This window comes from Ornithinicoccus sp., assembly GCF_057176825.1.
Map to the genome: position 1 here is coordinate 1,972,326 of NZ_CM169976.1, position 24,309 is coordinate 1,996,634.

24 protein-coding genes, 2 tRNA genes and 2 pseudogenes are annotated in these 24,309 nt (G+C 72.9%); 19 read left to right on the forward strand and 9 right to left on the reverse strand.

From position 1 onward, the window contains the following. Nucleotides 1-38 precede the first annotated feature (38 nt). From AC1QRC_RS09855 to AC1QRC_RS09875, 5 genes are all read left to right on the forward strand, one after another. The gene (locus tag AC1QRC_RS09855; RefSeq protein ID WP_484206610.1) at nucleotides 39-344 is read left to right on the forward strand and encodes a DUF3039 domain-containing protein; all 306 of its coding nucleotides are present in this window, start codon (nucleotides 39-41) and stop codon (nucleotides 342-344) included. 83 nt (nucleotides 345-427) lie between these two features. Then, nucleotides 428-2,182, forward strand: coding sequence for a DEAD/DEAH box helicase (locus AC1QRC_RS09860; protein WP_484203164.1), 1,755 nt, complete (start codon nucleotides 428-430; stop codon nucleotides 2,180-2,182). Between the two features lie 63 nt (nucleotides 2,183-2,245). Next, the gene (locus AC1QRC_RS09865; protein WP_484203165.1) at nucleotides 2,246-2,941 is read left to right on the forward strand and encodes an IclR family transcriptional regulator; all 696 of its coding nucleotides are present in this window, start codon (nucleotides 2,246-2,248) and stop codon (nucleotides 2,939-2,941) included. Nucleotides 2,942-3,039: 98 nt separating this feature from the next. Next, nucleotides 3,040-3,978 carry an RDD family protein gene (locus tag AC1QRC_RS09870; RefSeq protein WP_484203166.1) on the forward strand — a complete coding sequence of 313 codons (939 nt, stop codon included), beginning with the start codon at nucleotides 3,040-3,042 and terminating at the stop codon, nucleotides 3,976-3,978. 2 nt (nucleotides 3,979-3,980) lie between these two features. Continuing rightward, nucleotides 3,981-4,412 (forward strand): hypothetical protein, encoded by a 432-nt coding sequence (locus tag AC1QRC_RS09875; protein ID WP_484203167.1) that lies wholly within the window; start codon nucleotides 3,981-3,983, stop codon nucleotides 4,410-4,412. A gap of 9 nt (nucleotides 4,413-4,421) precedes the next feature. Here AC1QRC_RS09875 and fahA read toward each other — a convergent pair. Both fahA and AC1QRC_RS09885 read right to left on the reverse strand, forming a co-directional pair. Further along, nucleotides 4,422-5,643, reverse strand: a pseudogene (gene fahA, locus AC1QRC_RS09880) (fumarylacetoacetase). Nucleotides 5,644-5,674: 31 nt separating this feature from the next. Continuing rightward, nucleotides 5,675-6,556: a hypothetical protein gene (locus AC1QRC_RS09885; RefSeq protein ID WP_484203168.1), complete on the reverse strand. Its 882-nt coding sequence runs from the start codon at nucleotides 6,554-6,556 to the stop codon at nucleotides 5,675-5,677. Nucleotides 6,557-6,638: 82 nt separating this feature from the next. Between AC1QRC_RS09885 and AC1QRC_RS09890 the strand changes: the two genes are divergently transcribed. Next, the gene (locus tag AC1QRC_RS09890) at nucleotides 6,639-7,943 is read left to right on the forward strand and encodes a homogentisate 1,2-dioxygenase domain-containing protein (RefSeq protein WP_484203169.1); all 1,305 of its coding nucleotides are present in this window, start codon (nucleotides 6,639-6,641) and stop codon (nucleotides 7,941-7,943) included. Nucleotides 7,944-7,969: 26 nt separating this feature from the next. Here the strand turns inward: AC1QRC_RS09890 and AC1QRC_RS09895 are convergent, their stop codons facing one another. Both AC1QRC_RS09895 and AC1QRC_RS09900 read right to left on the reverse strand, forming a co-directional pair. Continuing rightward, nucleotides 7,970-8,545 (reverse strand): isochorismatase family protein, encoded by a 576-nt coding sequence (locus AC1QRC_RS09895; protein WP_484203170.1) that lies wholly within the window; start codon nucleotides 8,543-8,545, stop codon nucleotides 7,970-7,972. A 27-nt stretch (nucleotides 8,546-8,572) separates the two neighbouring features. Then, a pseudogene (locus tag AC1QRC_RS09900) lies at nucleotides 8,573-9,851 on the reverse strand (nicotinate phosphoribosyltransferase). 80 nt (nucleotides 9,852-9,931) lie between these two features. On the opposite strand from AC1QRC_RS09900, the gene AC1QRC_RS09905 reads away from it, so the two are divergent. From AC1QRC_RS09905 to AC1QRC_RS09935, 7 genes are all read left to right on the forward strand, one after another. Beyond that, on the forward strand, nucleotides 9,932-10,663 hold the full coding sequence (locus AC1QRC_RS09905) for a sulfite exporter TauE/SafE family protein (RefSeq protein ID WP_484203171.1): 732 nt from the start codon (nucleotides 9,932-9,934) through the stop codon (nucleotides 10,661-10,663). 42 nt (nucleotides 10,664-10,705) lie between these two features. Further along, the gene (gene clpS / locus AC1QRC_RS09910; protein ID WP_484203172.1) at nucleotides 10,706-11,032 is read left to right on the forward strand and encodes an ATP-dependent Clp protease adapter ClpS; all 327 of its coding nucleotides are present in this window, start codon (nucleotides 10,706-10,708) and stop codon (nucleotides 11,030-11,032) included. After that, a complete protein-coding gene (locus AC1QRC_RS09915) occupies nucleotides 11,033-11,617 on the forward strand; it encodes a DUF2017 family protein (RefSeq protein ID WP_484203173.1) in 585 nt (194 codons plus the stop codon). Between the two features lie 42 nt (nucleotides 11,618-11,659). After that, nucleotides 11,660-13,228 carry a glutamate--tRNA ligase gene (gene gltX / locus AC1QRC_RS09920; RefSeq protein WP_484203174.1) on the forward strand — a complete coding sequence of 523 codons (1,569 nt, stop codon included), beginning with the start codon at nucleotides 11,660-11,662 and terminating at the stop codon, nucleotides 13,226-13,228. 78 nt (nucleotides 13,229-13,306) lie between these two features. Then, nucleotides 13,307-13,378, forward strand: a tRNA-Gln gene (locus tag AC1QRC_RS09925). A 90-nt stretch (nucleotides 13,379-13,468) separates the two neighbouring features. Continuing rightward, a tRNA-Glu gene (locus AC1QRC_RS09930) sits at nucleotides 13,469-13,544 on the forward strand. Nucleotides 13,545-13,727: 183 nt separating this feature from the next. Continuing rightward, nucleotides 13,728-14,063 (forward strand): HU family DNA-binding protein, encoded by a 336-nt coding sequence (locus AC1QRC_RS09935; RefSeq protein ID WP_484203175.1) that lies wholly within the window; start codon nucleotides 13,728-13,730, stop codon nucleotides 14,061-14,063. Nucleotides 14,064-14,092: 29 nt separating this feature from the next. On the opposite strand, the gene AC1QRC_RS09940 is transcribed toward AC1QRC_RS09935, so the two are convergent. Beyond that, on the reverse strand, nucleotides 14,093-14,323 hold the full coding sequence (locus tag AC1QRC_RS09940) for a hypothetical protein (RefSeq protein ID WP_484203176.1): 231 nt from the start codon (nucleotides 14,321-14,323) through the stop codon (nucleotides 14,093-14,095). Nucleotides 14,324-14,328: 5 nt separating this feature from the next. Further along, a complete protein-coding gene (cofC, locus tag AC1QRC_RS09945) occupies nucleotides 14,329-14,979 on the reverse strand; it encodes a 2-phospho-L-lactate guanylyltransferase (RefSeq protein WP_484203177.1) in 651 nt (216 codons plus the stop codon). Nucleotides 14,980-15,046: 67 nt separating this feature from the next. On the opposite strand from cofC, the gene AC1QRC_RS09950 reads away from it, so the two are divergent. The 3 genes from AC1QRC_RS09950 (at nucleotide 15,047) to AC1QRC_RS09960 (ending at nucleotide 17,994) form a co-directional block, all read left to right on the forward strand. Then, nucleotides 15,047-15,784 carry a lysophospholipid acyltransferase family protein gene (locus AC1QRC_RS09950; RefSeq protein ID WP_484203178.1) on the forward strand — a complete coding sequence of 246 codons (738 nt, stop codon included), beginning with the start codon at nucleotides 15,047-15,049 and terminating at the stop codon, nucleotides 15,782-15,784. Next, nucleotides 15,781-16,782, forward strand: a complete 1,002-nt coding sequence (locus AC1QRC_RS09955) for an NAD(P)H-dependent glycerol-3-phosphate dehydrogenase (protein WP_484203179.1) — start codon at nucleotides 15,781-15,783, stop codon at nucleotides 16,780-16,782. Before AC1QRC_RS09950 ends, AC1QRC_RS09955 begins: the two co-directional genes overlap by 4 nt. 69 nt (nucleotides 16,783-16,851) lie before the next feature. Beyond that, nucleotides 16,852-17,994: a D-alanine--D-alanine ligase family protein gene (locus AC1QRC_RS09960; protein ID WP_484203180.1), complete on the forward strand. Its 1,143-nt coding sequence runs from the start codon at nucleotides 16,852-16,854 to the stop codon at nucleotides 17,992-17,994. A gap of 4 nt (nucleotides 17,995-17,998) precedes the next feature. On the opposite strand, the gene AC1QRC_RS09965 is transcribed toward AC1QRC_RS09960, so the two are convergent. Together AC1QRC_RS09965 and AC1QRC_RS09970 are read right to left on the reverse strand one after the other, a co-directional pair. Beyond that, a complete protein-coding gene (locus AC1QRC_RS09965; RefSeq protein WP_484203181.1) occupies nucleotides 17,999-18,457 on the reverse strand; it encodes a DUF3515 family protein in 459 nt (152 codons plus the stop codon). Continuing rightward, nucleotides 18,433-18,669 (reverse strand): Lrp/AsnC family transcriptional regulator, encoded by a 237-nt coding sequence (locus tag AC1QRC_RS09970; RefSeq protein ID WP_484203182.1) that lies wholly within the window; start codon nucleotides 18,667-18,669, stop codon nucleotides 18,433-18,435. Before AC1QRC_RS09970 ends, AC1QRC_RS09965 begins: the two co-directional genes overlap by 25 nt. 75 nt (nucleotides 18,670-18,744) lie before the next feature. Between AC1QRC_RS09970 and thiL the strand changes: the two genes are divergently transcribed. Then, nucleotides 18,745-19,761: a thiamine-phosphate kinase gene (thiL, locus tag AC1QRC_RS09975; protein ID WP_484203183.1), complete on the forward strand. Its 1,017-nt coding sequence runs from the start codon at nucleotides 18,745-18,747 to the stop codon at nucleotides 19,759-19,761. Nucleotides 19,762-19,836: 75 nt separating this feature from the next. Here thiL and rpmB read toward each other — a convergent pair whose 3' ends face one another. Then, a complete protein-coding gene (rpmB, locus tag AC1QRC_RS09980) occupies nucleotides 19,837-20,034 on the reverse strand; it encodes a 50S ribosomal protein L28 (protein ID WP_484203184.1) in 198 nt (65 codons plus the stop codon). Nucleotides 20,035-20,272: 238 nt separating this feature from the next. Here rpmB and AC1QRC_RS09985 point away from each other — a divergent pair, with 238 nt between their 5' ends. Together AC1QRC_RS09985 and AC1QRC_RS09990 are read left to right on the forward strand one after the other, a co-directional pair. Next, complete coding sequence (locus tag AC1QRC_RS09985; RefSeq protein ID WP_484203185.1) at nucleotides 20,273-22,039, forward strand: DAK2 domain-containing protein; 1,767 nt, start codon at nucleotides 20,273-20,275, stop codon at nucleotides 22,037-22,039. Continuing rightward, nucleotides 22,039-24,309: an ATP-dependent DNA helicase RecG gene (locus AC1QRC_RS09990; RefSeq protein WP_484203186.1), complete on the forward strand. Its 2,271-nt coding sequence runs from the start codon at nucleotides 22,039-22,041 to the stop codon at nucleotides 24,307-24,309. The genes AC1QRC_RS09985 and AC1QRC_RS09990 overlap by 1 nt, the downstream gene beginning before the upstream one ends.

Sequence of the window (24,309 nt, forward strand, 5' to 3'; positions counted from 1 at the left end):
TCTAGACTGACCCCATGGACGAGCCCACCACCATCGCCATGTCCGAGCCGCCCCAGCCGCTGGACGCGCCGGAGGAACCGACCGGTCCGTCGACCCGGACCGCGCTGTTGGAGCGGGAGGACACCAGCACCGACCCGCGGCTGAGCGAGCCGGGTGACCACGAACGGTTCGCCCACTACGTGCGCAAGGAGAAGATCCTGGAGAGCGCGATGAGCGGCGACCCGGTGGTGGCGCTGTGCGGCAAGGTGTGGGTGCCGGGGCGGGACCCCAAGAAGTTCCCGGTATGTCCAGCCTGCAAGGAGATCTACGACGGCATACGAGCGCCGCAGGACGGCGGCGAGTGAGGCTATAACACGCGCCGGGGGCCGCGCGGCCGCAACGGCCCCCCGGGCATGTCGTCGCCGGAAGTTTCTTATCCTGAGCGGCGATGTCCACTTCCGCCGCCTCCCACCTTCCTCCTGCCTACCCGGGCCGTGCCGCCTGGGGCACCGCGCCCAAGCTGCGGGCCTGGCAGGCCGCTGCGCTCGAGACCTACCTGACCGAGCAGCCGCGGGACTACCTCGCCGTCGCGACGCCGGGCGCGGGCAAGACGACCTTCGCCCTCCGGGTGGCCACCGAGCTGCTCGACCGCGGCGAGGTGGACCGGGTCACCGTGGTGGCGCCCACCGAGCACCTGAAGACGCAGTGGGCCGAGGCGGCGGCCAAGGTGGGCATCGCGATCGACCCCCGGTTCGCCAACTCCCAGGGGCGGCACGGCGGGGACTTCCGGGGGGTGGCCGTCACCTACGCCGGGGTGGCCAGCAAGCCGATGCTGCACCGGGCCCGGACCGAGGCGGCCCGCACCCTGGTGATCCTGGATGAGATCCACCACGGGGGTGACGCGCTGAGCTGGGGCGAGGCGATCCGGGAGGCGTTCGAGCCCGCGACCAGGCGGTTGGCGCTCACCGGCACGCCGTTCCGGTCTGACACCGCGGCCATCCCGTTCGTGCGCTACGAGCTCGACGAGCAGGCGGTGCTGCGCTCCAGCGCGGACTACACCTACGGGTATGCCGAGGCGCTGCGGGACGGGGTGGTGCGCCCGGTCCTGTTCCTGGCCTACGGCGGCAACATGCGGTGGAAGACCAAGGCGGGCGACGAGGTCGCGGCCCGGCTGGGGGAGCCGCTGACCAAGGACGTGACGGCCCAGGCCTGGCGCACCGCGCTGGACCCCGCGGGGGAGTGGATCCCGTCGGTGCTCGCCGCCGCCGACCGCAGGCTCAGCGAGGTGCGGCACCACGTGCCCGATGCCGGGGGGCTGGTGATCGCCTCGGACCAGTCCTCGGCGCGGGCCTATGCCAGGCGGCTGGAGTCGATCTGCGGGGAGAAGCCCGCGGTCGTGCTCTCCGACGACGCGGGGGCCTCCGCCCGGATCGAGGAGTTCGCCGAGGGCGACGCACGCTGGATGGTGGCCGTCCGCATGGTGTCGGAGGGGGTCGACGTGCCCCGCCTCTGCGTCGGCGTCTACGCCACCTCCACCTCGACACCGCTGTTCTTCGCCCAGGCGATCGGTCGCTTCGTGCGGGCCCGTCGCCGCGGGGAGACGGCCTCGGTGTTCCTGCCCAGCGTCCCGCTCATCCTGCAGCACGCCGCGAACCTGGAGCTCGAGCGGGACCACGCGCTGGACCGCACGGCCGACGCCGGTGCCGGCGAGGAGGACCTGTGGTCCCCCGAGGAGGACCTCCTGGCCCGTGCCCAGCAGCAGGAGCAGGTGCTGGACCCGGACGGCACCTTCGAGGCGCTGGAGTCCGACGCCGAGTTCGACCACGTGCTCTTCGACGCCCAGCAGTTCGGGATGGGCGCGCTGCCCGGCAGCGAGGAGGAGCAGGACTACCTGGGGCTGCCCGGACTGCTCGAGCCGGACCAGGTCAGCCACCTGTTGCGGGAGCGCCAGCGCAAGCAGCAGCGCAGCGGCGGCGGGCAGCAGGCTGCGGACCGGCTCTCGGCGCACCGGGCGCTGGCCCAGCAGCGCAAGGAGCTGAATAGCCTCGTGTCGGCCTATGCCCGCAAGTCGGGCCAGCCCCACGCGGTCGTGCACGCCGAGCTGCGGCGCACCTGTGGCGGCCCCGACCTGGCGACGGCCACGGGGGAGCAGGTCGGCGCCCGGGTCGAGGTGATCCGGCGCTGGATCGTCGGGCGGCGCTGAGCCGCTGATTCGGCGCTCGGGCAGGGACTGTCGCCCTCCGCCCGGCGTTGCTACCGTGCGGGGATGAACGATCCGGCGCCGAGGGGCGCGACCGGGCCGGAGACCGCCCAGACCCTGGATCGGGGCCTACGCATCCTGGAGTTGCTCGGGGGGCCGTCCGCCCACGGGGGCCTGACGATCAGTGACCTGGCAACCCGTCTCGGGGTGGGTCGGGCCGTCGTGTATCGCCTCGTGGCCACCCTCCTGGCCCGGGACTTCGTAACTCGCGGCAGCGACGGGCGGGTGCGGCTGGGCGTCGGGCTGACCCGGCTGTCGGTCGCGGTCCGGCCGATGTTGGTCGGGGCGGCACGGCCGGTGCTGCGCGACCTCGCCGACACCGCGGGGGCGACGGCGCACCTGACCCTGGTCGAGGGGACCGAGGCGGTGGCCCTGGTCGTGGTGGAGCCGAGCTGGACCGACTTCCACGTGGCCTACCGGGTCGGGACCCGCCACGCGCTGACGCAGGGAGCGGCCGGCCGTGCCGTGCTAGCCGGCCGTGAGGGCCGGGACGGCCCGGTCCTCACCCACGGGGAGCTGCAGTCCGGTGCCCACGGTGTGGCCGCGCCCGTCCTCGGGGTGCCCGGACTGGAGGCCTCGGTGGGCTTGGTGTCGATGCAGCCCCTGGACGGGTCGCAGGTCGCCGACGCCGTCCTCGCAGCGGCCTGGCGCGTGGCCGAGGCCGTCGGGGGCTCGCCGGACGACGGTGCAGCGACGCACTGACCGCAAGGACGCCCTGACCCGCAAGGACGGCCGCCCGAACCGGATCCCTCGCGCGAGGCGGTGCCGGTCCTGGGACCGTGACGTGTCACCCTTGGAGCATGACACGTGAGGCAGGGTGGTACGACGACCCCCAGGATTCGAATGTGATGCGCTACTGGGACGGGGTGCAGTGGACCAACCACACCAGCCCCAAGCACCAGCCGGGGCTGGGTGACTCCTCGATCGGATCCCCGCAGCGGGGGCAGTACGGGCAGGCACCGGGGCAGGGGCAGGGGCAGGGCCAGCAGCCCGCGCAGGGTCAGGGACAGGGCCAGTACGGCCAGTACGGACAGGGCCAGTACGGACAGGGCCAGTACGGCCAGGGGCAGTACGGCCAGGGCCAGCAGTTTGGCCAGGGCCAGCCTGGGGCGCAGGGAGGGCCGAGCCCCTACGGGCAACAGGGCGGGTGGGCCGAGCCCATGCCCGGCGGCGCCTACACGGGGATGGCGGCGGGGCCGAGCACCCCGGACGGCCAGCCGCTGGCCGGGTGGTGGCTGCGGCTGCTGGCCAGGATCCTGGACGCGATCCTGCTCTCCGCCTTGGTCGGCGTGCTCTCGGTCACCGTGATCGCCCCCGACCTGATGGACAACTTCGGGCGCTGGTTTGACGCCGTGATCGAGGCCTCCGAGCAGGGGTCCTCCACGATGCCCGTTGTCCCCTCGAGCATCGAGTCCGACCTGCTGCGGATAGGTCTGGTCAGCGGCGTGGTGTCCATCGCCTACGAGGCGCTGATGCTCAAGCAGTTCGGCGCGACCCTGGGCAAGCTGATCACCGGGCTGCGGGTGCGGCTGCGCGACCAGCCGGGCCCGTTGCCGTGGTCCGCAGTGGGGATCCGGACGGCCATCTGGTCCGGTCCCTCCCTGATCAGCGGGCAGAACTTCCTCGGCACCCTGGCCGGGCTGTTCACCATCCTCAACGGCCTGTGGCCGCTGTGGGACCCGAACAAGCAGGCCATCCACGACAAGGTCGCGAAGACGAACGTCGTCCGCAAGCGCTGACCGTGCAGTTCACCGAGCAGGAGCTGACGACCGCGGTCGAGGCAGCCGCCCGGCTGACCATGGCGGCCGCCGGTCCGCCCTGGCGGCGGCGGGACCCCGACGAGGCGTGGCAGCAGGCGAGCGCGCTGCAGCAGTACCAGCACCGGGCCGCGGCCGGCGAGCTCGTGCTCCCCGTCCTCGGTGGGCTGCCGGAGCGACCGACCACCGGCGCGCACCCGGAGTTCTCCGAGCAGGAGTGGCACCGGGCAGCCTCCGACGTCGTCCGCCGTCAGGTGGACAAGCGCCGGGAGGGTGCCTGGGAGCGGTTGTCCGAGCGCAAGCGCTCCGCCCTGGTGGCGTCAGCGGTGCAGTTCACCCGCGCCGCCCTGGCGGCGATGCCGGTGCGACGGGACCCCGAGGACCCCGAGAACTTCGTGGTGCCCGACCACCTGTGACCCGCGGGTTCAGACCGCGGGCCGGATGGTGCCGGTGACCTCGCCGAGCCCGATGCGGGACCCCTCCGGGCCCGGTGCGGTCGCCGTGATCGTCACGGTGTCCCCGTCCTGCAGGAAGGTGCGCGTCGACCCGTCGTCCAGGGTGATCGGCTCGGCGCCGTTCCAGGTCAGCTCCAGCAGCGAACCCCGGGTGTCCGGGTCGGGCCCGGAGACGGTGCCGGAGGCGAAGAGGTCCCCGTCGGAGAGTGCGGCGCCGTTGACCGTCAGGTGCGCCAGCATTTGCGTGGGCGACCAGTACAGGCGTGCGGTAGGGCGGCCGGGACACGAGCGTGCCGTTGAGCCGGACCTCCAGCTCGAGGTCCAGCCCGTATGCGGAGTCCTCGGCCCCGCGCAGGTAGTCCAGGGGGGTGGGGTTCTGGGTGGGCAGCGGGACCCGGGCCGCGGCGAGTGCCTCCAGGGGCGTGATCCACGCCGCGATCGAGGACGCGAACGACTTGCCCAGGAAGGGCCCGAGCGGGACGTACTCCCAGGCCTGGATGTCCCGGGCCGACCAGTCGTTGAACAGCGCGATCCCGAACAGGTGGTCGGAGGCCTCCTCGACACTCACCCGGGAGCCGACGGTGGTGGCCCCGGCGACCACGTAGGCGACCTCGGCCTCGATGTCGAGCTTCACGCTGGGGCCGAACACCGGGGCCGGGTCGTCCGGGCCCTTGCGCTGACCCGTCGGGCGGACGATGTCGGTGCCGCTGACGACGACCGTGGACGAGCGGCCGTGGTATCCGATCGGCAGGTGCTTCCAGTTCGGCGTGAGCGCCGCCCCGTCGGGGCGGAAGATGCTGCCGACGTTGGTGGCGTGCTGCTCGCTGGCATAGAAGTCGACGTAGTCGGCCACCCGGAGCGGCAGGTGCAGGGTGAGGCTATCGACCGGATGCAGGTGCGGCTCCACGGTCTCCCGTGCCGCGGGGTCGGCCAGCAGCTGCTGCACCCGGGAGCGCACCGCGCTCCATGTCGCCGGCCCCGCCGCCAACAGCGGGTTGAGGCTGCCGGAGGCGACGACCTCGGCCCACGGCGCACCGACGGACCCGGCCACCCCGGCGAGGTCGAGTGCCTGGTCGCCGATCCGGACCCCGAGGCGCCTGGTGTCGTCGGCGCCGGTGGTGAACACCCCGTAGGGGAGGTGGTGGGGGCCATACGGGTGGTCGGGGGGCAGGTCGAGCCAGGTGGTGCTCATAGGGTGTCGGGCTCCTTGGTCCGGTGGGCGGTCAGGCGCTGATCAGGCCGAGGTCGTGCAGCTCCCCGATCGGGTCGAGGACACCACAACAACCGTAGGAGGTGAAGCGACTGCGCACCGCACCGACCTCCTCGTCGGTGAGCGCGGCGAGGGCCTCCACGAGCGAGTCCGGATCGCGGACCAGGAGTGTCTCGACGAGATCGTCGGCCTCGTGACCGGTCATCGCGCGGTGCGTGGCCAGGAGCACGTTGAGGACGCCGTGCTGGTCCTCGGACCCGCCGTCCGGGAGGTCGACGGTCCGGGCGACGGCGTGGTGCAGGCCTCCGGTCAACTTGAACGGCAACTCGCGGCGCAGGCAGCCCAGCAGGAACGCGGCCAGCTCCTCGGCGGTCGGCAGCGGGTCGTCCCCGACCGACTGGGTGCGCAGCTTGGCCCGCAGCTCCACCGCCTGGTCCCTCGCCTGCGCCAGCGAGGCGAGCGCCGCACGTTGGGCCTGCGGGTCCCTGCCCACCTCCACCGCGAGCGGCAGGTCGTGGCGCAGCGCGGCCGACCAGTCGGGCTGGTGCGCGATCTCGAGCCCGGCGAGGGTGATCCCGCCCGTGCCCCGCAGGATGCTGAGCGCGATCTCCGCCTGGTCCAGGGAGGTGCCGGGTCGCGCGATCAGCACCACGGGGACGGGCCGGCGCACGGGGACCTGGGCCATCGTCTCGTGCAGCCGCGCGGCGCCCGAGGCGGGGATGAGCAGCGGACCCACCAGATCGGCATACGGGCCCCGGCGGCGGGCCAGGTAGTCGGCCACGGCCGTCTCCACGGGGGCCAGTCCCGGCGGGAACACCGCGGCGTCGTCGAGCAGCCGGGCGAAGAGCGAGCGCTCGGAGTGGTGGCTGGCCTCGGTTGCCGTCCTCGTTGACACGATCGGCAGGCTACTGCATGGTGAAAGAGCCCGAGACAGAGCCGTCCGTTAATCGGACGCACGGTTGATCCAGGAGTTCGCCATGGCCCACTACCGCAGCGCGGGGAACGTGCCCCCGAAGCGGCACACCCAGCACCGCGACGCCGACGGGAACCTCTACTACGAGGAGCTGATGGGCGAGGAGGGCTTCTCCTCGGACTCCTCGCTGCTGTATCACCGCAACATCCCCTCGGCGATCGCCGACGCGGCGGTGTGGGACCTCGGCGACATGGCGACCGTGCCGAACCACCCGATCACCCCGCGGCACCTGAAGCTGCACGACCTGTTCGCCACCGACGACGAGCGCCGCGGGGTCGACGTGGTCACCGGGCGCCGGCTGGTGCTCGGCAACGGGGACGTCCGGCTGCTGTACGTCGTGGCCGACACCGTGAGCCCGTGGTACCGCAACGGCATCGGTGACGAGTGCGTCTACATCGAGCGTGGGGGAGCGCGGGTGGAGACGATCTTCGGCGCCTTCGAGGTGGCGCAGGGCGACTACATGATGATCCCGCGGGCCACGACCCACCGCTGGATCCCGCGGGTGGAGGGGGACGAGGGGTACGTCGAGCCGCTGCGGGCCTATGCGATCGAGGCGAACAGCCACATCACCCCGCCCAAGCGCTACCTGAGCCGGTTCGGTCAGCTGCTTGAGCACGCGCCGTACTGCGAGCGGGACCTGCGGGGCCCGGAGGGACCGCTGCTGGCCGAGGACGTCGGGGAGGACGCCGCCGCGCACACCGAGGTGCTGATCAAGCACCGCGGGGGTGGCGAGCACTCGACCGGCGGCCTGGTCGGCACCGCCTACACCTACCCCTACCACCCCCTCGACGTGGTGGGGTGGGACGGCTGCCTGTACCCGTACGTGTTCAACGTCGCTGACTTCGAGCCGATCACCGGCCGGGTCCACCAGCCGCCGCCCGTGCACCAGGTCTTCGAGGGCCACAACTTCGTGATCTGCAACTTCGTGCCGCGCAAGGTGGACTACCACCCGCTGTCGATCCCGGTGCCCTACTACCACTCCAACGTCGACTCCGACGAGATCATGTTCTACGTCGACGGCGACTATGAGGCGCGCAAGGGATCCGGCATCGGCAAGGGCTCGATCTCGGTGCATCCCGGCGGCCACGCGCACGGCCCGCAGCCCGGCGCCACCGAGAAGTCGATCGGCGTCGACTACTTCGACGAGCTGGCCGTGATGGTCGACACGTTCCGCCCCCTCGAGCTCGGCGAGGCCGGCCGGGCGGTCGACGACGGCCTCTACGCCCGGTCGTGGGTCAAGGGCCTGGACCCCCGGGGCAAGGGCGGCGAGGAGAGCCCGGGCAGCGGCGAGGTGTTCAGCACCAGCTGAGGGCTTCGCCTGCGCCCGCAGGGGGGTCAGGGGCGGACGGTGACGCCCGCCGCGCGCATCTCCTCCACGGCGGCCTCGGTGGACTCGGGTGCGACGCCGGCGGTCAGGTCGAGCAGGACGGTCGTCGCGAAGCCCTCCCGCGCCGCGTCGAGTGCCGTGGCCCGCACGCAGTGGTCGGTCGCGATGCCGACGACGGCGACCTCCTCGACCGATCGTGCCCGGAGCCAGTCCGCCAGGCCGACCTCGCGTCCGTCGACCTCCGCCGCCCCCTCGAAGCCGCTGTAGGCCGCCTCGTAGCGTCCCTTGCGGAACACTGCCTCGACCCGCTCCAGGGCGGGCGCCACCTCCGGTCGGAAGTCGGCCCCCGGCGTGCCCACCTCGCAGTGCGCCGGCCAACTGTCCACGAAGTCCGGGGTGTCCGACCAGTGGTCACCGGGGTCGATATGCCAGTCCGCGGTCGCCACGACGTGGTCGTATGCCGTGTCGCTGCCAGTGGCGTGGGCGGCGATGGCGCCGGCGACCGCGACGCCACCGGTCACGGCCAGCGAGCCGCCCTCACAGAAGTCGTTCTGGACGTCGACGATGATCAGTGCCGTGCTCATCTGCCCACCGTAGACGGGACCGGAGGCTCAGCGCCCCTCGACCTCCACGCGGGAGACCTCGTCCTGGTAGAGGGTGCGGATCGCCGGGTCGCCGGGGGAGAGGCGGTGCGCGCGGGTGGGCAGCTCGGCGCGGGACATGGCGTGGTGCTCGCGGGCCGACGCGGCGTCGGTGCGGGCGATGACCTCTCCGCCCCGGACCAGCTCCACCAGGAGCGCGCGGTCGTCGCCATCGTCCTCCGGTGCCTGGCCGATCCCGAGCACCTCGGCCTCGGCCACCCCCGTGGCGTTGCGCCTGCGGAGCGCGAACTTGCGACCGCCGACGGAGGTCTTGTCCTTGCTGGCCTTGGCCACCGCCTCCATCTGACCCGAGGAGTTCTCGCGCGAGACGAGCTTGTAGACCATGCCGGCTGCCGGGGCGCCGGAGCCGGTGACGACGTTGGTGCCCACGCCGTAGGCGTCCACGGGTGCCGACCGCGAGGGCGGCGATCGCGTGCTCGTCCAGGTCTGAGGTGACCACGATCCGCGTGTCCGTCGCGCCCATCCCATCCAGCTGGCGACGCACCTCGTGCGCCTGCTCCAGCAGATCGCCGGAGTCCAGCCGGACCCCGCCCAGTGCGGGGCCGGCCAACTCGACGGCGAGCTCGACCGCGGCAGTGACGTCGTAGGTGTCGACCAGCAGGGTGGTCTGCAATCCCAGGCTGTCCAGCTGCGCCGCAAACGCCTCCCGCTCCTCGTCGTGCAGCAACGTGAAGGAGTGCGCGGCGGTCCCCATCGTGGGGACCCCGTGGGAGCGCCCGGCCTCCAGGTTGGACGTGGCGGTGAACCCGGCGACGTACGCGGCCCGGGCCGCGCTCACCGCGGACCACTCCTGGGTGCGGCGCGACCCCATCTCGATGCAGGGACGGTCCCCGGCGGCGGCGGTCATCCGGGACGCCGCGCCGGCCACCGCGGAGTCGTGGTTCAGGATCGACAGCGCCAGGGTCTCCAGGACGACCCCCTCGGCGAAGGTGGACTCGACCACCAGCACGGGGGACCCGGGGAAGTAGCACTCGCCCTCGGCATACCCCCAGATGTCGCCGGAGAAGCGGTAGTCCGCGAGGAACTCCAGGGTCGGCTCGTCCACGACCCCCGTCCGCTGCAGGAAGTCCAGCTCCTCCTGGCCGAACGTGAAGCGGGCCAGCTCCTCCAGGAAGCGACCCGTCCCGGCGACCACGCCGTACCGGCGCCCGTGCGGCAACCGCCGGGCAAAGGTCTCGAAGACGCAGCGTCGATGCGCGGTGCCACCGGCCAGGGCGGCCTGGATCATGGTCAGCTCGTAGTGGTCGGTGAGCAGGGACGTCCGGAGGCGGGTCTGATCGGTCACCCGCAGCACTCTAGGGTGAGTCGGTGATTCTCGGGGTGTCCGCGTGGGCCTTGGCGGTGATCGCGCTCGCCCTCTTCACCGGTGCCACCGTCCAGGGACTGGTCGGGCTGGGGCTCGGGCTGGTGGGCGCCCCGGTCGCCATGCTGGTCGCCCCGGAGCTGATGCCGGGGCTGTTGCTCTGGACTGCGGCCCTGCTGCCCCTGCTGCAACTGGCCGGCAACCGGGAACAGATCGACTGGCCTGGCCTGGCCTGGTCGCTGCCGGCGCGCGTGCCGGGCACCGTGCTGGGTGTCTGGCTGGTGGCGCTGTTCACCGAGCGGGCCCTGGCCGTGGCCGTGGGGGTGATGGTGCTGCTCGCCGTGCTGCTCACCTGGCGCACCGTCACCGTGCCGATCGGCCGCAGCTCCCTGGTCGGCGCCGGACTCATCTCCGGGGTGACCTCGACGGCCACCTCCATCGGCGGGCCCCCGATGGCGATCCTCTATCAACACCGTCCTCCGGCGCAGATCCGCAGCACCCTCGCGGTCTACTTCGTCCTCGGCGCCGTCTTCAGCCTCGTCGGCCTGGGGGTGAGCGGGCAGCTGCACGCCCGGGAGTTCTGGCTCGCGGGCGGGTTCGCCCCCTTCCTGCTCGCGGGGCTCTGGGTGTCCCGCCGCGTGGGCCGCAGGGTCTCGCCGCTGCGCATCCGCTCCACCATGCTGCTGGTCTGCGCGGCCTCGGCGCTGACGCTCCTGGTGCGCAGCGTCGCCGGGTGAGGGCCCGTCGGCACGGCTTGGCGTCGCCGTAGAGTGGGGCCCGTGTCAACCGAGCCCCCCGCGCCCCCGAGCGGACCCGACGCTCCCGGCCCGCAGGAGGCCGGGCAGGTCGCGGTCCTGGACCGACCCGAGGCCGACACGCCGTGGGTGACCTTGGTCTGGAACGACCCCGTCAACCTGATGTCCTACGTCACCTGGGTGTTCCAGACCCACTTCGGCTACTCCCGTGCCAAGGCCGAGACGCTGATGATGCAGGTGCACCAGGAAGGGCGGGCGGCCGTCTCCCACGGCACCCGGGAGAAAGTCGAGGCCGACACCGAGGCGATGCACTCCTACGGCCTGTGGGCCACCTTCCAGAAGGACGACTGAGTGGCCAGGGCCTTCCGCCGCAAGGGTCAGCGCGTCACGGGCAGGATGGACGCCGAGGAGATCCTCGTCGTCACCCACCTGCTGACGCTCACCCGTGACTTCGTCGCCCCCGAGCGGGAGGGCACCGGCGACCCGTTCCTGGACCTGATCGCCGGGCTGGGGGAGTCCGACCCCGACCCGACCGAGCCCAGCGACCCGGCGCTGCGCCGGCTCCTGCCACCGGCGCACCGCACCGACCAGGAGCAGGCTGCCGAGTTCCGGCGGCTCACCGAGCACAACCTGCGGTCCCGGAAGGCCGCCAACCTGGCGACCGCGCTGGCGGCCCTGGAGGCCGCCCAGCCTCCGAAGGTCGACCTCGACCTGGACCAGGCCCGGGCCCTGTCCGTGGCCCTGACCGACGTCCGACTCATCCTGGGTGAGCGTCTCGGACTGCGCACCGACGAGGACTCCGAGCGGCTGCACAGCCAGCTCGAGCGTGCCCTGTCCGGGGAGGAGGACCTGGACCCGGCGACCGCCCAGCAGATGGCCTACTACGACTTCCTGACCTGGCTCCAGGAGACCGTCACCCTCGCCCTGATGGACTGAGGGTCAACCGTCTGGCGACCCGGGCCTAGACTCGGCAGCACCATGAGCGACTCCACGACCTCTCGTCCCGTCCGCCTGCGCGTCGCGCCCTCGCCCACGGGGGACCCGCACGTCGGCACGGCCTACATGTCCATGTTCGACCTCGCCTTCGCCCGCCAACAGGGCGGCCAGTTCGTGCTCCGCATCGAGGACACCGACCGGGCCCGCTACCAGGCGGACAGCGAGCAGCAGATCTTCGACACCCTGCACTGGCTGGGCCTGGGCTGGGACGAGGGGCCGGACATCGGGGGGCCCTACGCGCCCTACCGCCAGTCCGAGCGGTTGGACACCTACCGCCCGTATGTCGAGAGGCTGCTGGAGGAGGGGAAGGCGTACCACTGCTGGTGCTCGGGTGAGCGGTTGAAGGAGATGCGGGAGCGGCAGCAGGCCCTCAAGCAGCCGACCGGCTACGACCGGCTGTGCCTGGGCAAGACCGAGCAGGAGCGGGCGCAGTTGCCCGGCTTCAGCGAGACCCCGGTCGTGCGGATGCTGATCCCCGACGACGCCCCGACGACGTTCACCGACCTGATCCGGGGCCAGGTCTCCGCGCCGCGCCCCGACGACCAGGTCATCCTGAAGGCCGACGGCTTCCCGACCTACCACCTGGCCGTCGTGGTGGATGACCACGAGATGGGGATCACCCATGTGGTGCGCGGGGAGGAGTGGATCTCCAGCACCCCCAAGCACGTGCTGCTCTACCAGTGGCTCGGGCTGCCCGAGCCGGCCTTTGCCCACATGCCGCTGCTGCGGGATGAGAAGAAGGCCAAGATCTCCAAGCGCAAGAGCCCGTGGGCCCGGCTCACCTGGTTCCGCGAGCAGGGCTACCTGCCCGAGGCGCTCCTGAACTTCCTGGCGCTCCTCGGCTACCCGCCGGTGATCAAGCAGGGCGAGGACGGCCAGCAGGTGGAGCGTGAGGTGTTCGACTTCGCCGAGTTCACCGAGCGGTTCGACTGGACCAAGGTCAACACGGTGGGCCCGATCTTCAACCTGGAGAAGCTGAACTGGCTCAACGGGCACTACATCCGCGAGCTCGACCCCGGGGAGCTGGCCACCCGGCTGCTGCCCTTCCTGCAGGACGCCGGCGTGCTCGGCCCGCAGCCGACCCTGCCGGAGCTGGGCCGCCTCAAGGCCGTCACCGAGCTGGTCCAGACCCGGATCGTGACCCTGCTGGACGCGGTGCCGCTCATCGCACCGTTCTATGTCGCAGACGCCGACCTGGTGATCGCCGACGACGCCCGGGGCCAGCTCAAGCCCGATGCGCCCGAGGTGCTCCGGGCCGCGCTGGGGGCGCTCGAGCCGATCGACGGCACGCTCGGGACCCCACTCGGCGAGGGCGTGGAGTGGACCGCCGAGCGCATCGAGACGGCCCTGCGCGAGGCCCTCGTCGAGGGATTGGGGATCAAGCCCAGGTTCGCCTTCGGACCGCTGCGGACCGCGGTCTCCGGCGCCCGGGTCTCCCCGCCGCTGTTCGAGTCGATGGAGATCCTGGGCAAGGCCTCGGTGACGGCCCGGTTGCAGCGTCTGCTGGGCGAGGTGGAGGCGCCCGGCGAGGAGTCTGGCGATTTGGGGTAGGTGCCGGGGGCGGGTAGAGTATCGCCTCGGTTCCCCGCCCTCACGGAAGTTCCTTCCAGCCCGGCGTGGATACCCCCTTGGGGTATGGTGTAATTGGCAGCACGACTGATTCTGGTTCAGTTAGTCTAGGTTCGAGTCCTGGTACCCCAGCGCCGCGACATCACCCGCACTTTCCGGATTCGGACTTCCCGAACCGGTGCGGTAAAGTGTCGCCCCGGCTGCCAGGCAGCCGGACGCTAGGGCCCCGTTGTGTAGCGGCCTAGCACGCCGCCCTCTCAAGGCGGTAGCGCGGGTTCGAATCCCGTCGGGGCTACCACGCAAGACCCCCGGTCGACACACGTCGGCCGGGGGTCTTCTCGTCGGGTGGTGCGGGGAGTCAACGAAACCCGGCGAACTTTCCGGCTCCGGGAGTGGCCCAGGAGGCCCGGTTACCTCTACCTTTGGGGGAAGTCGGTCACCCACCGTGACGGGTGCTCGGCACCACCCAGGTAGGAGCATCATGAACAAGGCGGATCTCATCGAGAGGCTGTCCGAGGAACTCGGCGGTAGGACCCTGGCCACCACCGCTATCGAGGCCACGGTCGACCTGATCATCCGGCAGGTGGCCGCCGGTGGGCGGGTCACCATCACCGGCTTCGGCACCTTCGAGCGCGTCGACCGGGCACCCCGCACCGGACGCAACCCCCGGACGGGCGAGCTGGTCCCGATCGAGGGGACCAGCAGCCCCCGGTTCCGGCCGGGCACCTACTTCAAGGAGGTCGTCGCCGAGCCCGAGCAGTTGCCCACCGAGGGGTTCGTCGGGGGCCGCGCCCCCAGCGGGAGCCGACAGGCCTGAGCAGGACCGTGGGAGCGGCCCCGGCGGCGTCAGCCGATGACCTCGCCGGGGCCGATCCCGACGATCCACAGACGGGTGACCAGAGTGGTCTCGTCCTCCGCGTCCCCGTCGAGCTCCAGGCTCAGTCGTTGCCCCAGGCGCAGATGCCGCAGGCCGCTGGCGGCGAACACGTCGGCGTCGAAGGCGAGCTCCCGGCCGGTGTCCAGCAGCACGCTGCCGCCCCCGGTCGCCGGGTCGAAGGAGTGGACGCTGCCCTGCATGCCGGTCACCCTAACCGCTCGACAGGTGCCCCGGTGGTCGCCAGCCGCTGCGCCGTGTGCCGCCCCACGCCGAGTCCCACGGCCAGGTCGAGTGCGCCGGCGTCGTCGACGTCCCGCCGCAGGTGAGGCAGGTCCAGGGGCAGGAGGGTGGCCCCGGGCAGGGCCGCGTGGCGGGCGGCCGAGCCGGGCCCGAAGCGAGGCGCAAGGGTGTGTCCGGCCGCGGCGGTCAGGAGCACCGTGCCGGACTCCTCCGCGTCCGGCACCACGGCGACCGGGTGCCCGGCACACGCGGCGAGGGCTGCGATCAGGTCCTCCGGCCGCAGCGCCGGCAGGTCACCGAGGAGGACCCCGACCGGGTCCGGACCTCCCGCCCCCGCCTTGAGCAGGCCGACGGCGACGGCACCGTTCAGACCGGTCCCCGGGTCCGGCACGACCGTGGCGCCGAGCCGGCGGGCGACGGTGTCGGCGGACGGGTCGGAGGTCACCACGACGACGTCGGCGGCCGGCAGCGCGGAGCAGACGGCCTCCAGGGTGTCCCTGGCCAGGGCCCGGGCCAGCTCGGTGCGGGTCAGCGGCGGGGGAGGTTCCAAGCGTGACTTGGCCAGTCGCGCGTCCTTGACCGGGACCACGAGACGCCAGGGGCAGGGGAGGGACACCACGCCAGTATCGTCGCAGGTGGGTGCCCTCCCGCGCCCACGGTGACAAGATGTGGCCGTGCGCCGTATGCCGAAGCGAACCAAAGTCCCCACCTCCTACGCCGCTGCCATCGCCACGCTGCGGCCCCCGCTGATGGCGTTGACCACGCGCGAGTGGTCCGGTGGTGAGAACCTGCCCGACCGCGGCGGCTTCGTGGTCGCGTCCAACCATGTCTCGGAGATCGACCCGCTCATGGTCGCCCACTTCCTGGTCGACCACGGCTGTCCGCCGCTGTTCCTGGCCAAGTCGACGCTGTTCGACATACCTGTCGTGGGCCAGGCCCTCAAGGGGCTCGGGCAGGTGCCGGTCTATCGCGGGACCAGCCGGGCCGTCGACGCGCTGGCCGACGCTGAACAGGCGGTGCGCGACGGCAGTTGCGTGGCGATCATGCCCGAGGGGACGTTGACCCGCGACCCCGGTCTGTGGCCGATGCGGGCCCGGGTCGGGGTGGGTCGACTGGCCCTGGTCACGCGCGCCCCCGTCATCCCGGTGGCACAGTGGGGCGCCCAACAACTGCTGGCGCCGTACGCGCGCCGACCCACCAACCTGCTGTCCCGCCCCACCATGCAGGTCGCCGCCGGCCCCGCCGTGCCCCTGGACGACCTGCACGGACGCGAGGACGACCCGGGGGCACTGCGTGAGGCCACCGACCGGGTGATGGCGGCCATCACCGCCCAGCTCGCCCAGCTCCGGGGCGAGATCCCGCCGGACGAGCCGTTCGTCTACCGGCCGGGAAACGACAAGAAGCAGGAGGGCGGCCAGTGACGCGCGCCGCGGTCTTCGGCAGCGGGTCCTGGGGCACCGCGTTCGGCGCCATCCTGGCGGATGCCGGGGGCACGGTGCGCCTGCACGGGCGTCGACAGGAACTGGCGGACCGGATCAACCGGGACCGGGTGAACGCCGACTACCTGCCCGAGCTGACCCTGCCGGAGTCCCTCAGCGCGACGACCGACCCGGCCGAGGCGGCCGAGGGGGCCGACCTGGTGGTGCTGGCGATCCCGTCCCAGACGCTGCGCCAGAACCTCACCACCTGGGGCGAGGTGATCCCGGCCGGCGTCCCGGTCGTCTCACTCATGAAGGGCATCGAGCTGGGCACCGGGGCGCGGATGAGCGAGGTGATCTGCGAGGTGGCCGGGGTCGAACAGGACCGGGTCGTCGTCGTGTCCGGCCCGAACCTCGCCCGGGAGATCGCCGCCCGGCAGCCCGCGGCCAGCGTGGTGGCGTGCGCCGACATCGCGACCGCGGAGGTCGTGTCCGCGGCCTGCGCCACCCCCTACTTCCGCCCCTACACCCAGACCGACGTCGTCGGCACGGAGATCGGCGGGGCGGTCAAGAACGTCGTGGCCCTGGCGGCCGGGATGGCCGAGGGACTCGGCTTCGGTGACAACACCAAGTCGACGATCATCACCCGTGGCCTCGCCGAGACCGCCCGGCTCTCCGCGGCCCTCGGCGCGGACCCCGCGACGCTGATGGGGCTGGCAGGAGTCGGCGACCTCATCGCCACCTGCATGTCCCCGTTGTCCCGCAACCACTCCTTCGGGCTCAACCTCGGGCGCGGCATGTCGGTCGAGGAGGTCATCGCCGTGACCAAGCAGACGGCCGAGGGCGTCAAGTCCTGCCACTCGGTGCTGGAGCTGGCCGCGCGGCACGACGTCGACATGCCCCTGGCCGCAGGGGTCACGGCCGTCGTCGAGCAGGGCATGCACCCACGCGAGGTCGCCGAGGCCCTGATGGGGCGTCCCCGCAAGCACGAACGGCACTGACCCGACCGGCGCGTGCGGCCGCCGTGTCCCTCCGGGTCCGGCCGCACCCGACGGTTAGGCTCGTGCGCGATGGACACCACGCCTGAGCCCCGCAGCAATCCCCGGTCCGCGACCCGGCCCCGGGTGGCCGTCGTCTTCGGAGGCCGGTCGCAGGAGCACGCGATCTCCTGCGCGACCGCGGCCAGCGTGCTGCGCGCCATCGACCGCGACGCCTATGAGGTCGTGCCGGTCGGGATCACCCGGGAGGGGTACTGGGTGCAGGTCGCCGACGATCCCGCCGCGCTCGAGATCTCGCAGGGCCGGCTCCCGGAGGTGACCGATACCGGCCACCAGGTGTCGCTGCCGCTCGGGGCGCACGACCGGATGCTGACGGTCGCTCGCCCCGGTGAGGTCCCCACGGCGCTCGGCGAGGTCGACGTGGTCTTCCCGCTGCTACACGGTCCGTTCGGTGAGGACGGGACCATCCAGGGCCTCCTGGAGCTCGCCGACATCCGCTACGTCGGCTGCGGCGTGCTCGCGTCGGCCGCCATGATGGACAAGGCGATGATGAAGACGGTGTTCCGCAGCGCCGGGCTTCCCGTCGGCCCCTACACGGTCGTGACCGACACCCGGTGGCGCACCGACCGGGAGGGTGCGCTCGCCGAGGCGGCGGCCCTGGGGATGCCCGTCTTCGTCAAGCCGGCCCGGGCCGGCTCCTCGGTCGGGATCACCCGGGTCGACAACCCGGACGGCCTGGTCGCCGCCATCGAGGCGGCGCGGGAGCACGACCCCAAGGTGTTGGTCGAGGCGGGGATCGAGGGCCGCGAGCTGGAGGTCGGTGTGCTCCAGGGGCGGGGGACCGACCCCGCCCGGATCAGCGAGATCGGCGAGATCGTGGTCAGCGGCCACGACTTCTACGACTTCCAGGCCAAGTACCTCGACGAGGGCAACGTGCAGTTGTCCTGTCCCGCCGAGGTGCCTGCCGACGTCCGCACCGAGGTCCGGCGGGTCGCGGCGGTGGCGTTTGAGGCCGCCGGCTGCGAGGGCCTGTCCCGGGTGGACTGCTTCTACACCCACGACGGGCAGGTGCTCATCAACGAGATCAACACGCTGCCCGGATTCACCCCCTACTCCATGTATCCCCAGGTGTGGGCGGCCTCCGGGGTGAGTTACCCCGAGTTGATCGACGAGCTGATCCAGCTGGCGCTGAGCCGCCCCCTCGGCCTGCGCTGACAGCCTACGAGCACTGGGGGCCGTCCTGGGGGACCACCTCGGCGGCCGCGCGGAAGGCCGGCAGCAGCAGGGGTTCGGGGGAGTAGGTCCGGGGCACCAGGACCTCGATCGCCGGGTCGCGCCCGAAGGTGGTGAACGCATAGCCGTCGTCCAACTCGTGGGCGACCCAGTCGACGCCGTCCGCGTCGATGCATTGCTCCGTGGTCGGCCCCGGGGAGGTCGCGCCGCACCGGGCGATGATGGCGGGATCTCCCCAGGCGGCCACACCCTCGGACTGGACGGCGACCTCGCGCGGCTGCTGACCCCCGACCGTGGCCGGCCAGGCGGCGGCGACCTCGCGGCACCGGGCCGAGTCCGAGTCCTCGAAGGGCGTGACCTTGACGGCCGAACTGCACCCCGCGAGCACGAGGGCGGCGACGGCGAGTGTCGTGACGTGCCTCAGCGCAGGTGGACGACGGTGCATGTGGTGGTGCGGGTGATGTGCGGCACCTCCTGGATCTTGGCGATGACCTGGCGACCGAGGTCGTCGACCGACTCGGCCTCGATCAGGGCGATGACGTCGTACGGGCCGGTGACGTCCTCGGCGGAGCGGACGCCGGGCAGGCCGCCGATCTCGGCCGCGACCTGCGAGGACCTGCCGACCTCCGTCTGGACGAGGATGTACGCCTGGACCATGGGAGCCTCCTTGGGACGGGTGCGTTGGGCGAGACGCTACCGTGCCGGGAGCATCCGCCGGAGGAGAGGATCGGTATGTCGCAGCACGAGTCGGGTGCCGGGAGCAGCCCGGCAGGTCCGGGGCCGACGGGTCCGACGCTGGCCGAGCTGGGGGAGGAGGGCATCCTGCGGTCGGTCTTCGCCGCGTTCGCCGTCCAGGACAGTTCGGGGGTGCTGGTGGGACCCGGGGACGACACCGCGCTGCTTGCTGCCGCCAGGCCGGTGCTGGCCACGACCGACGCGGTCGTCGCGGGACGTGACTGGCGCGACGACTGGTCCTCCGCCGCGGACGTCGGGGCCAAGGTGGTGGTGCAGAACCTGGCCGACCTCGCCGCGATGGGCGGCACCGGCACGGGGCTGTTGGTCACCCTCGTGGCGCCCGGCAGCACGAGCGGGGCCTGGGTGGAGGACCTCACGGCCGGCATCGCCGCCGCGGCACAGGAGGCCGGCACACCGGTGATCGGTGGTGACCTGTCCTCCACCGAGGGACCGGTGGTGGTCTCGGTCACGGCGCTGGGCGAGCTGCCGGGCCCGGGCCCGGTGCTGCGGTCCGGGGCCACACCCGGGGAAGTGCTGGCCGTTCACGGGCGCCTCGGCAGGTCCGGCGCGGGGCTGGAACTGCTGCGCGGGGGCTGGGACGGCGTGACCCGACCCGACCTGGTGGGCTACCACCGGGTGCCGCGCCCCGACCTGACCGCCGGGCCCGCCGCGGCAGCGGCCGGAGCCACCGCGATGATCGACGTCTCCGACGGTCTCGTGCGAGACGCCGGCCGGGTCGCCCGGGCCAGCGGCGTCCTGATCGAGCTCGACGACGACGCGCTGGGTCGCCACGCGCGCCACCTGATGCCGGCGCTGCCGGAGGAGGCCGCCCTGGACTGCGTGCTGCGGGGCGGGGAGGAGCACGTCATGCTGGCGACGTTCCCGCAGGCGGCGGCCGTACTGGATGGTTGGTCGGTGATCGGTCAGTTGCTGCCGCCGGGGCAGGAGGGCCCCGGGGTGCGGCACCGGGGGAGGCAGCTCACCGGCGGTGGGTGGGACCACTTCGGCGGCTGAGCACGGGACACGGCAGAGCCGGCACCCGTGCAGGGTGCCGGCTCTCCTCGTCGCGGCCTCGGGAGACCGGGACGGTCAGCGGGTGGTGACCTTGCCGGCCTTCAGGCAGGAGGTGCAGACGTTGAGGCGCTTGGGGGTCGTCCCGTTCTTGCCGACCAGGGCGCGCACGCGCTGGATGTTCGGGTTCCAGCGGCGCTTGGTCCGGCGGTGGGAGTGCGAAATGCTGTGACCGAAGCTCGGTCCCTTGCCGCAGACATCGCAAGTGGCAGCCACGGTGTTCTCCTGAGGTCGTGTGTGAGCAAGTGCAGGCCCCGATCAGCGACGCGGCGTCGCACAGTCCGGGGAACCGGTCAAGCGTAGCCGACGCGGCGCCAGCAGACCAAAACTGCGCGGTGGCCCGGGACACCGGGCCCGCGGGGTCGGCGTCGGCCGCTACCCTGCGGGTGCGGACCCGCGGCACGACGCGGGTCACGACGGCACGCTACTGCAGCAGCCTGGACGAGGGAGCGAGGTGAGCGCGGTGACCGACGGGAGCACGGTCTCCGACGGCGCCCTGACGGCGCCCCCGACGCCGCTGGACCTGGCGGCCGCCCGCCGGTGGGCGCTGAGCGCGCGGTCCATGCTGGCCGACGCCCGCGAGGCGATCAACGCCCTCAACGTGTTCCCGGTCCCCGACGGCGACACCGGCACCAACATGTTCCTGACCATGGACGGCTCGCTGGAAGTGCTGCGCGGGCACCACGAGGCGCGCACCGGCCGGATCAGCCTGACCGACGGGCTCGCCCTGCTCGCCCGGGGGATGTTGCTGTCGGCCCGTGGGAACTCCGGGGTCATCCTGAGCCAACTGGTGCGCGGCCTGCACGACGCCGTGGCCGCCGCCGGTGACGGGCTGGACGAGGTCTCGCCGGAGGTCCTGGCCGACGCCTTCGCCCGCGCCGACCGGTTTGCCTGGGACGGGGTCAGCACGCCGGTCGAGGGCACCATCCTGTCGGTCTCCCGCGCCGCTGCGCACGGGACCGCCGCCGCCGTGGCGGACGGCTCCGCCGACACCGTGTATGCCGTGGCGCGCGCCGCCCTGGACGCCGCCCGCGCCGCCCTCACCAAGACGCCCCAACAGTTGCCCGTACTTGCCCGGTCGGGCGTGGTCGACGCCGGCGGGGCCGGCCTGGTCGTCGTGCTCGAGGCGCTGGAGCGGGTGCTGGGGGACCCCGCCGCGGACGAGGAGTCCGCGCTGACCGCCGACCGTCCCTGGGGTGATGGCCTGAGCGGAGCCGCGGGCAGGGCCCTCGGCGCGGAGCTGCCCGGTGGGGGCGGTGCCGACTGCGCCCTGGGGGGCGGAGGACACGAGGTGATGTATCTGCTCACCGGCTCGGACCCCGAGCGCGCCCAGCACCTGCGGGCCCACCTGGCCCACGTCGGGGACTCGGTGCTGGTGGTCGGGGGCCCCGCCGAGTGGCGGGTGCACGTCCACCTGGCCCAGCCCGACGTCGCGCTGGAGGCTGGCGCGATGGCCGGGAGGGTCGCCCAGGTCACCGTCACCGCCCTGCCGCAGCCGCTCGGGGACGCCGCCGAGGACGGGCCCGACGGGACGGCCGACGAGGCCCGCGCGGCCCCCGAGGTCGCCGTCGTCGCCTGCGCCGCCGGTGAGGGTCTGCTGTCGGTCCTCGCCGGTGCCGGTGCCGAGGTGGTGCGCTCTGCGCCGGGGGACCGTGCCTCGACCGGTGAACTCCTCAGCGCCATCTGGGCCACCGGCTCCGCAGGGGTGATCCTGCTGCCGAACGACCCGGACACCCGGTTGGCCGCCGACGCCGCCGCGAGGGCCGCCGCCGAGGACGACCTGGCGGTGCGGGTGCTGCCGTCGCGGGCCAGCGTGCAGGGCCTGGCTGCGCTCGCCGTCTTCGACCCCGCGGCCGACCTGGAGACCAACGTGACCGCGATGACCGAGGCGGTCCGGGGCACGCGGTACGCCTCGGTCACCGTGGCCAGCAAGGACGGGCACACCCCGGTCGGGCCGTGTCGCAAGGGTCAGTCCCTGGGTCTGGTGGACGGCGACATCGCCGTGGTCGCCGCCACCCCGGACCTGGCCGTCAGCGGAGTCCTCGACGCGCTCCTGTCCGAGCGGGACCCGGAGCTGGTCACCGCGGTCGTCGGGGTCGACGCCGACCGGTCCTCGGGACTCGCCGTGGTGCAGGAGGTCTGCGACCGGCACGGCGGGCCGGAGATCGTGGTCGTCGACGGCCTGCAGCGCACCTACTCCTGGGTGTTCGGGGTCGAGTGATGGCCGGCCCCGGCACCGGCCTGCAGGGGCCGCTGCGCCCGGTGCTCGGCAAACTCGCCGAGACCCTGGCCAAGCAGCGCGACATCCGCACCATCGGAGCGCTGCTGGACTTCCTGCCCCGCAGCTACCTGGACCCCTCGCGCCCCACCGACTTCACCCAGCTTCACGACGGCGAATACGTCGTGCTCCTCGCCGTGGTCAGGCAGTCCACCACCCGGCGGATGAAGGCCCGGCGCGGCACCATGCTCACGGTGGTCGTGGCCGACGAGCAGGGTGGAGAGCTGGACCTGACGTTCTTCCGCCCCTACGGGCACGAGCAGGCCCTGGTCCCGGGCCGGAGGGTGGTCTGCTCCGGCACGGTGAGCCGGTACGGCCGGCGACTGCAGCTCACCCACCCCGAGTATCAGGTGATCGGCGCCGACAGCGGCCAGCCCACGGCATACGGGGAAGGTCCGATCCCGGTGTACACGGCTGTCAAGGGCACCACCTCGATGAAGATCTCGGGGGCCGTCGACCTGGCTCTGCACGCCCTCGGCGAGATCCCGGACCCGATCCCGGCGTCGGTGCGGCTGCGGCACCGCCTGCCGACGCTGCCCGAGGCCTACCGGCTGGTGCACCAGCCGGCCGAGGAGGGAGACCACCGGAGGGGGCGCTGGCGGTTGAAGTGGCAGGAGGCGTTCGTGCTCCAGGCCGCCCTGGCCCAGCGGCGCCGCTCCGCGCAGGCGGTGCCGGCCACGCCGCGTCCGGCCGTGGCCGACGGGATCGCCGCCGAGTTCCGGGAACGGCTGCCGTTCGATCTCACGCCCGGGCAGGAGCGGGTGCTGGCCGAGGTGTCCGCCGACCTGGACCGCGACGTCCCGATGCACCGGCTGCTGCAGGGCGAGGTCGGGTCCGGCAAGACGGTGATCGCGCTGTTGGCGATGCTCCGCGTGGTCGACGCGGGAGGCCAGGCCGCACTGCTGGCCCCCACCGAGGTGCTGGCGGTGCAGCACCACCGCTCGATCACCGCGATGCTCGGATCCCTGGCCGAGGCGGGGCTGCTCGGCGGAGCCGAGCACGCCACCCGCGTGGCCCTGCTCACCGGCAGCCAGTCGGCGGCCGAGCGTCGCGGCAACCTGCTCCAGGCAGCCTCGGGCGAGGCCGGCATCGTGATCGGCACCCACGCCCTCATCCAGGAGCACGTGCAGTTCGCCGAACTGGGCCTGGTCGTCGTGGACGAGCAGCACCGCTTCGGGGTGGAGCAGCGCGACGCCCTGCGGGCGAAGGCCGACACCGCCCCGCACGTCCTGGTGATGACGGCCACGCCGATCCCGCGCACCGTCGCCATGACCGTCTACGGCGACATGGAGACCTCCACCCTGTCCGAGCTGCCGCGTGGTCGGCAGCCGATCAGCACGCACGTGGTCACCTCCGACCGGCCGACGTGGGTGGCCCGCGCCTGGGAGCGGGTCGCCGAGGAGGTGGCCGCCGGCGGCCAGGTGTATGTCGTGTGCCCCCGGATCGGCGACGTGGACGATCCCGACCTGCCGCACGGGGCGACGGTCGGGCCCGGCGGCCCCGTGGGGGAGGCGGGGGGCGCCGTGGACGACGAGGGGATGGACCAGGTGCTCGACCTCCCCGAGGACGCCCAGGATGCGGAGGGCAGCGCGGCCGCGGCCCCGACCCTGCACGGGGTGCACCAGGTGGAGCGGGCCCTGCGCCAGCTCCCGGCGACCCGCGACCTGAGGATCGCGGTGGTGCACGGCCGGCAGGCGGCGGAGGAGAAGGACGCCGTGATGCGGGCCTTCTCGGCGGGCGAGGTCGACGTGCTCGTGGCCACGACCGTCATCGAGGTCGGCGTCGACGTGCCGAACGCCACCCAGATGGTCATCCTGGACGCCGACCGGTTCGGCGTCTCCCAGCTGCACCAGCTGCGCGGCCGGGTCGGCCGGGGCAGCAAACCCGGTCTGTGCCTGCTGGTCACCCAGGGCACCGCGGAGCAGGCGCCGGAGCGACTCACGGCCGTCGCCGGCACCACCGACGGCTTCGAGCTGGCCCGGTTGGACGTGGAGCTGCGGCGGGAGGGCGACGTCCTCGGGGCCTCCCAGTCCGGCCGGCGCAGCACGATCCGGTTCCTGCAGCTGGTCCGGGACGAGGAGCTCATCGTCGCCGCGCACGACGCCGCGTGGGAGGTGGTCGAGGACGACCCCGAGCTGGCCCGGCACGCGGCACTGCGGGACGAGCTGGCCCGGATCGACGCCGAGCGGGCCGCGTTCCTGGAGCGGGGGTGA